Annotated in this window: 9 protein-coding genes; 5 read left to right on the top strand and 4 right to left on the bottom strand. The window is 67.5% G+C overall.

Going from position 1 to position 14569, the window contains the following annotated elements; translation table 11 throughout:
* Window positions 1–207 precede the first annotated feature (207 nt).
* Both AzCIB_RS09500 and AzCIB_RS09495 read right to left on the bottom strand, forming a co-directional pair.
* Window positions 208–2301 (bottom strand): ATP-dependent helicase, encoded by a 2094-nt coding sequence (locus AzCIB_RS09500; protein ID WP_050415674.1) that lies wholly within the window; start codon window positions 2299–2301, stop codon window positions 208–210.
* Window positions 2298–2546 carry a hypothetical protein gene (locus AzCIB_RS09495; RefSeq protein ID WP_157058476.1) on the bottom strand — a complete coding sequence of 83 codons (249 nt, stop codon included), beginning with the start codon at window positions 2544–2546 and terminating at the stop codon, window positions 2298–2300. Before AzCIB_RS09495 ends, AzCIB_RS09500 begins: the two co-directional genes overlap by 4 nt.
* A gap of 247 nt (window positions 2547–2793) precedes the next feature.
* Here AzCIB_RS09495 and AzCIB_RS09490 point away from each other — a divergent pair, with 247 nt between their 5' ends.
* Complete coding sequence (locus tag AzCIB_RS09490; protein ID WP_157058475.1) at window positions 2794–5376, top strand: bifunctional diguanylate cyclase/phosphodiesterase; 2583 nt, start codon at window positions 2794–2796, stop codon at window positions 5374–5376.
* Here AzCIB_RS09490 and AzCIB_RS09485 read toward each other — a convergent pair.
* Together AzCIB_RS09485 and ovoA are read right to left on the bottom strand one after the other, a co-directional pair.
* The gene (locus AzCIB_RS09485) at window positions 5366–8071 is read right to left on the bottom strand and encodes a bifunctional acetate--CoA ligase family protein/GNAT family N-acetyltransferase (protein ID WP_050415671.1); all 2706 of its coding nucleotides are present in this window, start codon (window positions 8069–8071) and stop codon (window positions 5366–5368) included. The genes AzCIB_RS09490 and AzCIB_RS09485 overlap by 11 nt on opposite strands.
* 34 nt (window positions 8072–8105) lie before the next feature.
* The gene (gene ovoA, locus AzCIB_RS09480) at window positions 8106–10487 is read right to left on the bottom strand and encodes a 5-histidylcysteine sulfoxide synthase (RefSeq protein ID WP_083446944.1); all 2382 of its coding nucleotides are present in this window, start codon (window positions 10485–10487) and stop codon (window positions 8106–8108) included.
* 224 nt (window positions 10488–10711) lie between these two features.
* Between ovoA and AzCIB_RS09475 the strand changes: the two genes are divergently transcribed.
* The 4 genes from AzCIB_RS09475 (at window position 10712) to AzCIB_RS09460 (ending at window position 14568) form a co-directional block, all read left to right on the top strand.
* Entirely contained in the window at window positions 10712–11443 is a 732-nt protein-coding gene (locus tag AzCIB_RS09475; RefSeq protein WP_050415670.1) for an SDR family NAD(P)-dependent oxidoreductase, read from the top strand.
* A 401-nt stretch (window positions 11444–11844) separates the two neighbouring features.
* Window positions 11845–12888: a chorismate transformation FkbO/Hyg5 family protein gene (locus AzCIB_RS09470; protein WP_232299403.1), complete on the top strand. Its 1044-nt coding sequence runs from the start codon at window positions 11845–11847 to the stop codon at window positions 12886–12888.
* A complete protein-coding gene (locus AzCIB_RS09465; RefSeq protein ID WP_050415669.1) occupies window positions 12885–13751 on the top strand; it encodes a MipA/OmpV family protein in 867 nt (288 codons plus the stop codon). The genes AzCIB_RS09470 and AzCIB_RS09465 overlap by 4 nt, the downstream gene beginning before the upstream one ends.
* Window positions 13744–14568, top strand: a complete 825-nt coding sequence (locus AzCIB_RS09460) for a lysophospholipid acyltransferase family protein (RefSeq protein WP_198149654.1) — start codon at window positions 13744–13746, stop codon at window positions 14566–14568. The genes AzCIB_RS09465 and AzCIB_RS09460 overlap by 8 nt, the downstream gene beginning before the upstream one ends.
* Window position 14569: the final 1 nt, after the last annotated feature.

Raw genomic sequence — 14569 nt, 5'->3', positions numbered from 1 at the left:
ACGCAGGCGCGCACATGCAGACGGCAAGAGTAACGCATTCGGCAGCCCGTCTGTCGCGGGGCAGGCCCAGCCGGGAGTGCCCGCGATACACGGATGCGGTTGCCCATTCATGCAGCACGGATCGAATTTCCTGTCGGGTGAAGGACTTGTGAGCGTCATCCAGCACCCGCACACAGACTTATCCACATCCGCTGGGGACAACTCGCGTCACTTCCACATCGAACGCATCTTCTCGGCTAGATCGAACGCGATGCGGCGCGATTCCGCCGTTGGGCGGGGGGCGGCCGCGGGCGGCGGCCACGAGGTCTGCTCGAAGCTCTCCAGGATCCGGTTCGGGATGAAACGCGTGCGGCTGGCGTACACATGACGGTCGCCATGACCGGGTTGCTGCGACACATGGAAGCGCTGCGGCACGATCAGGTCGAGCGCATCCTTCGCGCGCGTCATCGCGACGTACAACAGGCGGCGCTCCTCCTCGATCTCGCTGCTGCTGCCGGTCGCGAGGTCAGACGGCAGGCAACCGTCGACCGCGTTCAACAGTGTCACCGCGGACCACTCCTGCCCCTTCGCCGAGTGGATCGTGGACAGGATCAGGTAGTCCTCGTCGAGCAGCGGGATGCCCGCTTCGTCGCTCGTCGCGCTGGGTGGGTCGAGCGTGAGTTCGGTGAGGAAGCGTTCGAGGTTCGGGTAGGTCGCGGCGATCCGCGCGAGCTGTTCGATGTCGCCGGCGCGGGTCGTTGCGTCGTCGAACAGGCGCGCCATCTCGCCCGCATACCATTGGCAGATCGGCTCGAGGCTCGCAGGCCAGTTGGAGGCAGCAACCGATTCCAGCAGTCCTGCGAAGGCGGTCCACGCGCCGCGTGCCGCGTCCGGGACGGGCTGCTCCGCGAGCAGGAGGCAACCGGGCGCGGCGCTGGCGATGTTGTCGAGCACCCGCCCGGCCGTTTTCGGGCCGATGCCGGCGTGAAGCTGGATGGCGCGAAAACCCGACACGCGGTCGCGCGGATTGATGGCCCAGCGCAGCACGGCGAGCACGTCCTTGACGTGTGCCGCTTCGAGGAACTTGAGCCCGCCGAATTTCACGAACGGAAGGTTGCGGCGGGTGAGCTCGACCTCCAGGCGGGCGCTGTGATGCGACGCGCGGAACAGCACGGCCTGCGACTTGAGGCGCACGCCTTCCTCGCGGCGCGCGAGCACCGATTCGAAGACGCAGGCGGCCTGGTCCGCATCGTCCCGTACCGAGATCAGGCGCGGTTTCTGCGCCCCGGCGCGCTCGGTCCACAAGTCCTTGGTGAAGCGTTCGCTTGCGAGCGCGATGACGGCGTTCGCGGCGCCGAGGATGGGCAGGGTCGAACGGTAGTTGCGGTCGAGCGTGATCTGGTGAGCCGGCGGGTCGAAATGGGCAGGGAAGTCGAGGATGTTGCGCACCGTCGCGCCGCGGAAGGCGTAGATGGCCTGCGCGTCGTCACCGACGACGGTAAGGCCGCGTCCGTCGGGTTTCATCGCGAGCAGGATGGTGGCTTGCAGGCGGTTGGTGTCCTGGTACTCATCGACGAGCACGTGGGAGAAGCGGGTGCCGATTTCCGTCGCGAGATCGGCGTCGGTGATCATCTGCGCCCAGTAGAGCAGCAGGTCGTCGTAGTCGAGGACCTGCTGCGCCTGCTTGGCCTCGACGTAGGCGAGAAAGAGGCGTTTGAGGTCGGCCTCCCACTCGCTGCACCACGGGAAGGACTGCTGCAGCACCTCGTCGAGCGGCGCCTGGGTGTTGACCGCGGCAGAGTAGATCGCGAGGCAGGTCCCTTTCATCGGGAATCGCTTCGACTTTGCTGAGAGCCCCAGTTCGTGCCGCGCCAGGTTCATCAGGTCGCCGGAGTCCTCGCGGTCATGGATCGTGAACCCCGGTTCGAGCCCGATGCGGCCGGCGAACTCGCGCAGCAGGCGGGCGCCGATGCCGTGGAACGTTCCGGACCATTCGAGGGACGCGCCAGCGAGTCGCGGACGGGATTTTGCCTGCTGGGCGACGATGCGCGTGACGCGGCGGTTCATCTCGTCGGCCGCGCGGCGCGAAAAGGTCAGCAGCAGGATGCGGCCCGGGTCGGCACCGCTGGCGAGCAGGTGCGCGACGCGGTGGGCGAGCGTGCTGGTCTTGCCCGAACCCGCACCGGCGATCACCAGAAGCGGGTGATCGTGGTCCGGGGAGTCGGGCTGCGTGCCGAAAAGGACGGCCGCACGCTGTGCTTCGTTGAGGTGATCCAGATAGGCGAGAGGATCCGCAACTTCCATCGCGTTCGCCGCCTTCATCGGCATTCCGGCAGAGTGCCGGTTGCCGACGCGACGGGCTGAACGCTGGCTGCCTCGACTTTACGGTCTGTCGGGGTGGCGCGCAGCAGCCACGGGGGAATGCGGGGCGCGTCGCGCAGCGCGAAGAACACCGCTTCGTCGCAGGCCGGACAGATCCGATATTCCGCAAGATCGCTGTAGGCGCGTTCCATCGCGTGCGGATTAAGCGAGGCGTGGCAGTGGGGGCAAATGAATCGGGCAGACATGGCGTGATCCTTTCGAGCTGAAACTATATACAGTATTCAGGCCGATGCAAACCCCGTTTAGGACGCGGCCCAAGCCGTGCTTGCTCCGTCTGTCCGGAGTGGCCGCAGGGCGTGCGACTCGCCCGAATCCCGCCGCAAGGCGCCAGGGGGGTAAGGGCGTCCCGAGGTGGGTGCGCGGCGCTGGAGAGGCGTGTAACATTCCCGGCTTTCGGGCAGTCATCCAGCCATCATTTTCCGCCCCGCCATCTTGCCCACGACCGTAGCCAATCGCCTCGTTCCCGCTTTCTTTCGTTGGCTTTCGTGGCTGGCGGCAGCGGCGGTGTTGCTTGTCGGCACAGCCGTCGGCCTCGTGCTCGGCTCGCTCGACGCTGCGCGGGCGCTGAGCGAGGCGCGCAGCCGCACGATCGCCGAACTCGCCACGGTGCAGGCGCAACTCGACGGGGTGCTCAAGCAGGCGATTATCGGCGGCGACGGCATCGTCCACCTGATCCAGCATCAGGGCGATCTGCCTCCCCATCTGTTCGATGCAATGGCGAAGCAGACGATCGCCGACCAGCGGCTGATCCGCAATATCGCCTATGCCCCCGACAACGTGATCGCACGCCTGTATCCGCTGCAGGGGAATGAGAAGGCGCTAGGTCTCGACTACCGCAGCATCCCGGAGCAGTGGGCAACCGTGATTCAGGCGATGCAGTCGGGAATGCCCATGCTGTCCGGTCCGGTGTCGCTGGTGCAAGGTGGGCGGGCAGTGATCATCCGGGCGCCGGTGTTCCTGAGCGAGGATGGGATCAGCGGTCGAAGCGGTTACTGGGGCACCGTGTCCATCGCCGGCAACATCGAGGCCATTCTGGCCGACGGCGGGGTCACCGGCTCGCAGGCGCTGCGCATTGCTGTCCGCGGCAAGGACGGACGCGGCGAGGAAGGCGACCTGGTCGGCGGCGATCCGGGCGTTTTCGCGGACGAACCGGTCAAGACGCGCCTGGGCGTGCCCGGCGGCTACTGGGTTCTGGCTGCGACGCCGATGGAGGGCTGGCCGCGGATGGCAGCGTTCGAGTCCCAGTACTTCGTCATCGCCGTTCTGAATTCGCTCCTGCTCGCATGGCTGGCGAACCTGCTCTTCGCGCGTGTGACGGAGCGCAAGCGCTCGCAGGATGCGCTGCAGCTCGCTTCGACGATCGTCGAATCCACGGCCGACGGCGTGGTCGTGACCGACCCGCGCGGGAACATCATCGCCACCAACCCGGCATTCACCGAAATCACCGGGTATTCGGCCGACGAGGTCAGGGGGCGCACGCCGAGCATCCTCAAATCCGACCGCCAGGAGGAGGATTTCTACGGCCAGCTGTGGACGTCCATCGTGACCGCGGGCGAGTGGCAGGGCGAGATCTGGAACCGGCGCAAGTCCGGCGAGGTGTATCCGGAGTGGCTCACGATCAGCGCGGTGCGCGGCGCGGGCGGGGAGATCCGCAACTTTGTCGGCGTGTTCTCGGACATCTCGGCGATCAAGCGCACGCAGGCCGATCTCGAGCGGCTGGCGCATTTCGATCCGCTGACCTCGCTGCCCAACCGCGTGCTGTTCCACGACCGCATGCAGCATGCGCTCGATCGCGCACAGCGCTATGGCCATCGGGTCGGGGTGCTGCTGCTCGATCTGGATGGTTTCAAGACGATCAACGATAGCCTCGGGCATCCGGTTGGCGACCAGTTGCTCCAACTCGTCGCGGCCCGGCTCGGCACCTGCGTGCGGGTCGAGGACACGGTCGCGCGGCTCGGCGGCGACGAGTTCGCGGTGATCCTGTCGGAGCTGGGCGACGGCACCGATGCCATCGAGGTCATCCGGCGCATCCTCGCCGTGATCCAGGTGCCCTTCGAGATGGCCGGCGGTACCGGCATGGTGACCACCAGCATCGGCGTAGCGGTGTTCCCCGACGACGGGCCGAACGTCACCGAACTGATCCGCAATGCCGACGCCGCGATGTACGAGGCGAAGGGGGCGGGTCGCAACACCTACCGCTTTTACCAGCGCAACATGACCGCCGAGGCGCAAAAGCGCCTGCACACCGAGAGTGCTTTGCGTCGTGCCATCGACCGCAACGAGTTTGAGGTGTGGTTCCAGCCGCAGTTCAGCCTCGAGGATGGCACCTACCTCGGGGCGGAGGCGCTCGTGCGCTGGCGCGACCCGGAGCGCGGGCTGATTCCGCCGGGCGACTTCATTCCCCTTGCCGAGCGCAGCGGTCTCGTGATTCCGCTGGGCGAGCAGGTGCTCGAGCAGGTCGGTGCGGCAGCGCGCCGCTGGCTCGACGAGGGGCTGGAAATCGGGCGGCTCGGGGTCAACGTGGCGGGGCCGCAGATCGATCGCAGCGACATCGTGGCAACGCTGCGTGCGGTGATCGAGCGCTGGCACCTGCCGCCCTCGGTGTTCGAAATCGAGATCACCGAAACCGTGATCATGGAGAACCCCGATCACGGCCGCCGTGTCCTCAACGACATCATGGCGCTGGGGATCACCACCGCGATCGACGATTTCGGCACGGGCTATTCGTCGCTGGCTTACCTGAAGAGGCTGCCCATCGGCACGATCAAGCTCGACCGGGCCTTCGTGAACGATCTGCCGGACGATCCGTCCGATATCGCGATCAGCCGCGCAGTCATCGCGCTGGGGCACAGTCTCGGGTTCAAGGTCATCGCCGAAGGCATCGAGACGGAGGCGCAGCGCCGCTTCCTGCGCGAGGAAGGATGCGACGAGGGGCAGGGCTACCTGTTCGCGCGGCCGATGCCCGCGGCGGAGTTCGGCCAGTGGCTGCGAGCGCTCTCGACGCTCACGTCCTGACGGGCTGCTCCTGCAGCATCAGGCGCACGGCGAGGATTCCGGGCTCCTCCGAAGCCTTGACGGTGAAGCCGAACACCTTCAGCAGCTTCAGCATCGGTTCGTTTTCCGCCATGACTTCGCCTGCCAGCACCTGCAGACCGCGTTCGCGGCCGTAGCGGATTACCTTTTTCAGCAGCGTCGAGCCGATGCCGTGGCCCTTCATGTCGGAGCGCACGAGGATGGAAAATTCCGCCGTGTGGTTGTCGGGGTCGGCCACGGCACGAACCACACCCAGGGTCTCCGGACGGTCGGAACCGTCCCGCCCGCTGGCGATGAAAGCCATTTCGCGGTCGTAGTCGATCTGGGTCAGCCGCGCCATTTCGCTGCGCGGCAAGGTCCCGATGTAGTGGAAGAAACGGAACAGGATGTCTTCCGGTGTCACCCGCGAGAGGAATTCGTAATGCGTGGCTTCGTCTTCGGGACGGATGGGGCGCAGGACGATCTGACGCCCGTCGCGCAGCTTGGCCGGTTCGGCGAGGTCTTCGGGGTAGGGGCGGATCGACAGTCGTTGGGGATTCGGCGGAGCCGTCGAAATCTGGATGTGCGCATCGACCGCGAGAATCCCCTGTTCATCGACGAACATCGGGTTGATGTCGAGTTCCTCGATCTCGGGGATGTCGACGATCAGCTGCGAAATCCGCGTCAGCATCTGGGCGACGCCGTCGCGATTGACTGCCGGGTGATTGTGGTAGGCGTCGAGGAGCCCCGCGGCGCGGCTGCGGTTGATGAGATCGTGCGCAAGCGGCAGGTTGAGCGGAGGCAGGCCGATGGCGAGGTTGCGGTATACCTCCAGTCCCCGTCCGCCCTCGCCGAAGACGATCATCGGCCCGAACAGCGGGTCCGTGACGACGCCGACGATCAGTTGCCGGGCATGGGCGCGCGTTTCCATCGGCTGAACGGCGAAGCCGCTGATCCTGACGTCCGGGCGCGAAGCTGCAACGCGCACGAGCATCGCCTGGGCAGCTGATTCGGCGGCCTCCGGGGTTTCAAGATCGAGCGCGACGCCGCCCACTTCCCACTTGCGACGGATATCACGTGACATGACCGTGACGGAGACGGGCGTGCCGAGCTCGGTGGCAATTGCGGAGACGTCCTGCGGCGTGGCCGCCAGATGGGTCTGTACGACCGGGATCTCGTACGCCGCCAGGATGTGCTTGGCTTCGGGTTCGGTCAGGCGCGTGCGGCCTTCGGCGACGGCCTTGCGCACCACGGTGCGCGCGCCCTCGATGTCGGGACGGAAGTTCTCCGAAGTGGAGGGCGGCGCCTGCATCAGCACTTCGCGGATGTTCCGGTGATTGACCATGTGCAGGAAGGCGCGCGTGGCGTTTTCCGGCGTATCGAAGGTGGCGATGCCCGAATCCGCAAAGAGCTTGCGTTCGGCTGCGGCGGTCTCGTCGCCGATCCAGCACGTGAGGAGGTTGCCGCCGACGCTGCGGATGGTCTTGATCGCCGCTTCGGCGATCTCCATGCTGGGCGTGAGGGCGTTGGGCGTGTGGATCACCAGGATCGCGTCGCCGTCCTGCTCCTCGCACAGGATCTTCAGCACATCTTCGTAGCGCTTGGGCGGCGCGTCGACGCGGATCGCGATCGGATTGCGGCCGTTCCAGTCGGGCGGCAGCAGGCGGCGCAGGCGTGTGAGCGTGTTGGGGTAGAGGTCCGGCAGTGCGTAGCCGCCGAGATGCAGGCTGTCCTCGGCCATGATGCCGGCGCCGCCGCCGTTGCTGATGACGACGAGGCGGTCGCCGTGGATCGGGCGCGAGCGCACGACCGTCTCGACCGCACCGAACAGCTCGTTGAGGTGGTCGACGCGCAGGATGCCGGCGCGGCGCAGCACGGCGTCAGCCACGTCGTCGCTGCCGATCAGGCCGGGGCTGTCGAGGAACAGGGGGTCGCCGATGCCCGACATGGTGCGCTGCGCGCGTCCGGCCTTGATCGCCACCACCGGCTTGTTGCGGGCCGCGGCGCGTGCGGCCGCCATGAAGCTGCGGCGTTCGCGGATCGATTCGATGTACATCAGGATCGCGCGCGTGCCGGGATCGCTGCCGAGGAAGTCGAGCACTTCGCCAAAGCCGATGTCGAGCGCCTCGCCGAGCGACACGAAGTGCGAGAAGCCGATCTTCTTCGGCTGCGCCCAGTCGAGCACCATCGTGCCGACGGCGTCGGACTGCGAGACGAAGCCGATGTTGCCCGACAGTCCGCCGACCTGCGAGAAGGTCGCGTTCAGGCCCGCTTGCGGCACCATCACGCCGAGCGTGCTGCCCCCGAGGATGCGGATCCCGTGACGGCGGGCGATCTCGAGGATCGCCACGTCGAGCGGTCGTCCGTCCGTTCCCAGCGTGGTGCCGAGTTGGCTTGCCATGACAATGGCCGCGCGCGTGCCGCGTTCGCCGAGCTGGTCGAGGATGCCCGGGATGGCAGAGGGCGGGGTGCAGATGATGGCGAGATCCGGGGTGCGCGGCAGGGCTGCGACGTTCGGATAGGTCAGCACCCCGGCGACGGCGTCGCGCTTGGGGTTGACCGGCATGATCGCACCGCCGAATCCGCCGGCCAGCAGGTTGCGCATGACCACGCTGCCGATGCGCCGGGGCCGGGCGCTGGCGCCGATCACTGCGATCGACTGCGGATTGAAGAGGCTCTGCAGGTATCGGAAGCTCATGGTCTGGGAGGGCCGTCGGGTCTGTTGGTGGCAGTCAGCGCACGCGCTGCCAGAGCATCGCGTGCGTCACGATGTACTGGTACTTGCGCGCGTGCTCGCGGATTACGAGGGGCATTTCGGCTTCACGCCGGAGTTCGAAGCCGTCGGCGCCGAGCAGGGCCTTCAGGGTGTCGGCGCTGCGCACGGCGCGTTCGCCGTCCATGTAGCCGCCCAGCCAGGCGCCGCGCGGCGTGAACTGTTCGAGCCAGGTGTAGGGCGACAGGATGGCGACGACGCCGCCGGTGCGCACCAGTCCGCGCGGCCCGCCGAGCCGCCCGAGCAGCGACTTCGGACTCGGGAGGCGGCACAGCAGGTTGGCGAGCAGCACCGCATCGTAGTCCATGAGCTCGGCGGGCAGCGAGCAGGCGTCGGCCTGGCGGAAGGCAACGCGGCTGCGCTCGATGGCGGGATCGACGCGCGCCTGCAGCGGGTAGCCGAGCTCGCCTTCGTCGCGGCAGGCGTAGTCGAGGGCGCCATTCTCCCGCAGCGTGGTGGCCGCGTCGATGAAGGAGCGGCTCAGGTCAATGCCGAGCACTTCGCCGAACACGCGCGCGAGCTCGAAGCTCGCGCCGCCGACCGCGCAGCCGACGTCGAGCGCCCGACCTGTCGTGATGCCGAGTTCGCGTGCGCCGTCGATCAGCCAGCGTGCCGAGCGCAGCGGGAACTGGCAGGCCTCGCGCGGTCCCGATTCGTGCGGCATCTGCTCTTGCGGGCTGCCGTAGTGCAGCAGCAGGTACTCGTTGGTGATCCCGGCGCTCTCGTAGGCCCTGCCCGGCGCATCGGCAGCATCGAGACGCACGGCGCCGCCGTCGTGGGCGGCCTGCACGATGCGGAATCCCGCATGCTGGAAGAAGTGCGGGCGGAAATGGAAGCGCGACCACACGCTCGCCTCGTCGCCGGTCGAGATCCACGAGCCACCGAGGATCATCTGGTGCTCGCCGTCGTAGCACGGACTGCTGAAATCGTCGTAGTAGGGGTGAATCTCGGCGCCGGGCAGCGGATTGAACTGGTCGCCCAGCCATTGCCACACATTGCCGAAGACGTCGTGGAAGCCTCTCGCGGTCGGCCTGCCGCCCGTGACGGGGGTCGGAGAGCCGCAGCCGAGGTTGAGGTTGAGGCCGCGTTGGTGCATCAGGCCCTCACCACTCGCGGCCATGACCGGATCGTCGGCGACGGTGCCGACCGGGTCGCGCAGGGCATTGTGCTCGGCCTCGCTCGGCAGGCGGCAGGGCAGTCCCTGTCGGGCGCTCAACCACGCGCAGTAGGCCCTCGCCTCGTGCCAGTTGACCTCGGCAGGCCAGTCCCAGCGCATGTCGATTTCCTCGAACAGCGTGCGCAGGCGGAAGCGGTGGGATCCGGCGGGTCCGTCGGGCACCCAGAACGTCGGCCACTTGATGTTGCGGTAGGTGCGCCAGGACCAGCCCGTGTCGGACCACCATTCGCGCTCGCGGTAGCCGCCGTCGGCGACGAACTGCCAGAACTCGCCGTTGCTCACGAGGCCGCGGGCGGCGCGGAAAGGCTGCACGTCGACGCTGCGGCTGCCGTATTCGTTGTCCCAGCCGTAGGAGGGCCAGTCGGCGGGTTTGCCGAGCTGCAGCCGTGCGGCACCGACGGGCAGGAGTTCCATTTCCGGATAGTCACGTCCGGGAACCGGCGGAAAGGCGGCAGGGCGCGTCGCGGAGGGATGCAGGGGCGCCCATCCCGCAGGCCGGCGCACGAGGCGCAGTGGCAGCTCGTGGATCAGCACGGACGAGGTTTCGAGATGGATGCGCTCGTGTTCGAAGCCCAAGAACAGCGCCCACAGCGGATCGTCCTGCGTGATCGGCGGGTGGCCGTCGGCGAGGCCGGGATGCTCGTCGATGACGCGCCGAACCAGCGCGTACACCGACCTGCGGTAGGCGTGGGCCTCGTCGAACGCTGGCCAGCGCATCGCGTTCTTCGACATATCGTCCCAGCGCATCTCATCGACGCCGGTTTCGAAGATGCGTTCGAAGTAGGGATTGAGCGGCGCGGGAATCAGTCCGGCCACGCGCAGCTTGTTGATGTAGAGCGCCGGGGGGTGGCAGTAGTAGAACACCATCGGATGTCGCAGACGGTGATACGGGGGGCGGTAGAAGGCCTCTTCACCGATCAGGCCGGAGAACAGCAGCTCGGTGAGCGTCCAGCCGTTGTCGAAATAGGCGCGGACTTCGTCGCGCGTGCAGGTCGCGAGGTTCGGCAGCGGCAGCGAGGTGAGCGTGCCGTCCGCCGTCCACCCCGGGCAGCGCTCGGGCGTAAGCGCGGTCCACCAGTCCGGGGGGCGCACGAGGCCGAGGCGGTCGTCGAAACGTCCCTCGAGATTCTGTCGCCAGCTTTCGTCGGTCACGTCGTCTGTCATCTCGGATCGCCTCGGTACGCATTCGCCATCGTGTGGGGACCCCGTAGAGCCCCATCAGGCGAGGATAACCCCGGAGCAGGCCACTCGCCAACGGCCGTCGTTGTCTGCGGCGAGCCCTTATCCATGCGGGTGGGGCGAGGCATGAGCGCCGTGCGTGATCTAAAGTGAAGTCACCGATGGCGTGTCCATTCGTGGCGGACGGACGCCGGTTCGAGGAGACAGCGATGGAACAGCGAAAACTTGCACTGATCGTCGGCGCCGGGCCGGGGCTCGGCCGCTCGCTCGCGCGCCGTTTCGGCGCTGCAGAGATGAATGTCGCGCTCGCAGCGCGCAACCTCGAGCGGCTGGAGAACCTCAGCGTGGAATGCGCCGGTATCGGTCGCGGCGCCCATGCCTACCGCTGCGATGCCGGGCGCGAAGAGGATGTCCAGGCGCTGTTCCGGGCGGTACGCAGCGACTACGCATGCCCGGATGTCGTGGTGTACAACGCGGGCGCTTTCGTCGCGCGCGGCATCGTGGAGACCAGCGCGGAAGAGTTCGAACGCTGCTGGCGCGTAGGCTGCCTGGGCGGATTCCTCGTCGGGCGCGAGGCGGCGCGGGCGATGCTGGAGCGCGTCGGACAGGGCGGACCCGGCGGGACCATCCTGTTCACCGGAGCCACCGCCAGCCTGCGCGGGAGCGCCGGGTTCCACAACCTCGCGGTCGGCAAGTTCGGCCTGCGTGCGTTGGCGCAAAGCATGGCACGCGAACTGCAGCCCAAGGGCATCCACGTGGCGCACGTGTTGATTGACGGCCGGATCCGGCCATCGAGCGTCGTCGAGCATACCGACGCGCACGACGGCGACGCGCTGCTCGACCCGGACGCGATCGCCGAGGCTTATTACCAGCTGTACCGGCAGCCGCGCAGCGCCTGGACGCAGGAGCTGGATCTGCGTCCGTGGGTGGAGCGGTTCTGAGCGTTCAGACGACGGCCGCGCTGTCCAGCGGCGGGGGGCCCGTGCAGCCTTCGGCGCCGCCGGGGCAGACGCGGTCGGTGCGGGGCTGTGAGCGTGGCGAAAGGGGGCGGCGAGGCGCTCCGGGGGCGCCTTGCAACTTGTCCGACGGTGTGTGAAGATTCGCCCCTTGTCATCTCTCGATGACTTTGTAACTGCATGTTTTGTAATGCAAATATGCAGAATTGCAAGGTTTCCGGGATGCCCCGGAATCTCCGTCCTCCCCGTGCAGGAAGATCTTCTTCGCAGGTTGCGATCCTCTCCTGTCCCGCGGGCAGCGCGAGCACCGCTTCGCACGGGGCTTCCGACTGCCGTCGTTCGTTCCGGGAATCGTTTGCCCGGGTGCAGGAAAGCTTGATGTGCTGATGAGTCTGGTTCGCGGTTTGTCGCTGGCATACATGCCGACGACGTCTGTCCGGGAGTGTCCGGAGCAGTGGTGGGATGAGGTGCTCGGTGTCGCGATCCTCGGTGACGGGGAAGCGGGCTTCGTGCCGTCCGGCGTTCCGCTCGCCCGCGTGGCGACGCCCGTGCTCGAGGGCCCGAAGGCCGTGTGCGAGGTCTGGCGCGCAGGCCGGCCGGTGACGACGGGCGTGCACGGACGGGTCCGTTATCGCTGCACGGAGACAATGCTGTTCGGTGCCATCGAACTCGACGAGCACGCCATGCCCGCAGGAATGGATGGCGTTTCGGCACTGCAGAGGGCCACCGGGGCCGCGTACCAAGAGGTGTTCGCGCTGCTTGACGAGGCCGGATATCCGGCGCTCTTCCGCGCCTGGAACTACTTCCCCGCAATCAACGCCGTGGCGGACGGCAGCGAGCGCTACTGGCAGTTCAACGCCGGGCGCCAGGAGGCGTTCGGCGCCGGCGGTCGCAGTACGACCGGCCGGGTGCCGGCTGCATGTGCACTCGGTTCGGCGCACGGTCCGTTTACGCTGTATTTCATCGCACTGCGCGAAGCGCCGCTGGCCATCGAGAATCCGCGCCAGGTCTGCGCGTATCATTACCCCGAGCAGTACGGCCCGCGCAGTCCGACCTTCGCACGCGCAAGCCTGGCGCTGTCGCAGACGCCACCGGTGCTGTTCGTGTCGGGCACGGCGAGCATCGTCGGACACGAGACCTTGCATCCGGGCGACGTCGTTGCGCAGACGGCGGAGTCCTTCCGCAACATTGCGGCGGTGCTTGCCGAGGCGCGGCGAACCGCGCCGGCGGGTGGCGGACTCGATCCGAGGGAACTTGCCTACAAGGTCTATGTGCGCAATCCGGGCGATCTCGACGCCGTGCGGGCGTGCTTCCGCGCGCACGTCGGCGATGCGGTGCCGGTCGTGTACGTGCAGGCCGACGTGTGCCGCAACGACTTGCTGGTGGAGATCGAGGCCTCGGGCGGGCACGCGATGGAGGATGGCCGATGAGGGCGGCGGATGCAGGGGCGGAGAGCGGGTTGCTGCGGCGCGGAGTGCTTGCCGTGCTGCTGGCGCCCGCGTTTGTTCCGGCCGCCGCACCGGCCGCGGAGAAACCGCTGTGGGAACTCGGTGCGGGCCTCACCGTGCTGCAGTTTCCCGCATACCGCGGATCGGATGAGGACCGACTGTTCGTGCTCCCGGTGCCTTATGTCGTTTATCGCGGCGAGTTCCTGAAGGCGGACCGGCAGGGGATTCGTGGCACCTTCTTCGACAGCGACCGCGTCGAGCTGAACCTCAGTCTCGGTGCTTCTCCGCCGGTCAGCAGCGATCGCGTGAAGGCGCGCGAGGGCATGCCCGACTTGAAGCCGACGGTCGAGATCGGCCCATCGCTCGATGTGCAGCTGTGGCGTTCGGCGGACGAGCGCTTGCGACTGCGTACGCGGCTGCCGCTGCGTGCGGGCTTCACGGTGGAAGGCAGCCCCGAGTCGACAGGCTGGCAGTTCACGCCGCAGCTCAACCTCGACTGGCGCGATCCCGCCGGGCTGAACGGCTGGACGCTCGGCCTCGTCGCGGGGCCGGTGTATGGCGACCGGCGGCAGCACCGCTATTTCTACACGGTCGAGGCGAACGAGGCGACGCCGCTGCGCCCTGCCTACGACGCCCGCGGCGGCTACGGCGGAACGCAGGTGCTGGCGGCGCTGTGGAAGCGCTATCCGGGCTGGTGGATCGGCGGTTTCGTGCGCTACGACAGCCTCGCCGGCGCGGTGTTCGAGGACAGCCCGCTGGTGAAGCGCAAGGATTATGTCGCCGCGGGCTTCGCGGTGACCTGGGTCCTGGGCGAATCCACGCGTCGGGTCGACGCCGATGAGTAGAGGTGGGCCGATGCGGGGCGGGCCGACGCTGCCGGGCCTGCTGCGGCGTCTGCACGAATACGTGTTGCTCTACCTCGGGCTGGGCTACCTCGGCACGATCTGCCTGCTGTGGACGCCGCTCGCGATGTTGCTGTATCCGGTGCTGCCGGCACGTGTCGGACGGCGGCTGGGGCGCTTCGTCATCAACCGGGGCTTCAAGGGCTACATCCGTTTCCTGGTCCTCATCGGCGCGTGCCGTTTCGACCTATCCGCGCTGGACAAGCTGCGCGGGCAGGGACCGCTGATCCTCGCGCCAAACCACCCGAGCCTGCTGGACGCGGTGATGGTGATCTCGCGCCTGCCAGACGTCGCCTGCATCATGAAGGCGGGCCTCATGGACAACCTCTTCCTCGGAGCCGGCGCACGGATCGCCCGCTACATCCGCAACGATTCGCCAGTGCGCATGGTGGGCAGCGCGACCGGCGACCTCTCTGCGGGCAGCTTCCTGCTCATATTTCCGGAGGGCACGCGCACGACACGCATGCCAGTCAATCCGCTGATGAGCAGCATCGGACTGATTTCGCGGCGCGCCAGGGTGCCGGTGCAGACGATTTTCATCGAGACGGATTCGCCCTACCTGTGCAAGGGCTGGCCCCTGTTCCGCAAGCCGGAAATGCCGGTCGTGTATCGCGTGCGCCTCGGACGGCGCTTCGATCCGCCTGCCAGCGTGCAGCCTTTCATGGCTGAACTCGAGCGCTATTTCGTTGCCGAACTCGACGATGCCGTTCTACCGCAACCGCCGGAAAGGGACGGTGGCACAATGTCGTCTACGATCTGAA

The organism is Azoarcus sp. CIB (assembly GCF_001190925.1).
In the GTDB taxonomy this organism is placed as follows: Bacteria; Pseudomonadota; Gammaproteobacteria; order Burkholderiales; family Rhodocyclaceae; genus Aromatoleum.
Note: the sequence above shows the minus strand (reverse complement) of the source record. Positions and strands in the feature narration are given on the sequence as shown.

Coding starts and splice junctions, on each gene's coding strand:
- AzCIB_RS09465 (WP_050415669.1), top strand. CDS start 12,885: ATGAGGGCGGCGGATGCAGGGGCGGAGAGCGGGTTGCTGCGGCGCGGA.
- AzCIB_RS09475 (WP_050415670.1), top strand. CDS start 10,712: ATGGAACAGCGAAAACTTGCACTGATCGTCGGCGCCGGGCCGGGGCTC.
- AzCIB_RS09470 (WP_232299403.1), top strand. CDS start 11,845: ATGAGTCTGGTTCGCGGTTTGTCGCTGGCATACATGCCGACGACGTCT.
- AzCIB_RS09485 (WP_050415671.1), bottom strand. CDS start 8,071: ATGAGCTTCCGATACCTGCAGAGCCTCTTCAATCCGCAGTCGATCGCA.
- ovoA (WP_083446944.1), bottom strand. CDS start 10,487: ATGACAGACGACGTGACCGACGAAAGCTGGCGACAGAATCTCGAGGGA.
- AzCIB_RS09500 (WP_050415674.1), bottom strand. CDS start 2,301: ATGAAGGCGGCGAACGCGATGGAAGTTGCGGATCCTCTCGCCTATCTG.
- AzCIB_RS09495 (WP_157058476.1), bottom strand. CDS start 2,546: ATGTCTGCCCGATTCATTTGCCCCCACTGCCACGCCTCGCTTAATCCG.
- AzCIB_RS09460 (WP_198149654.1), top strand. CDS start 13,744: ATGAGTAGAGGTGGGCCGATGCGGGGCGGGCCGACGCTGCCGGGCCTG.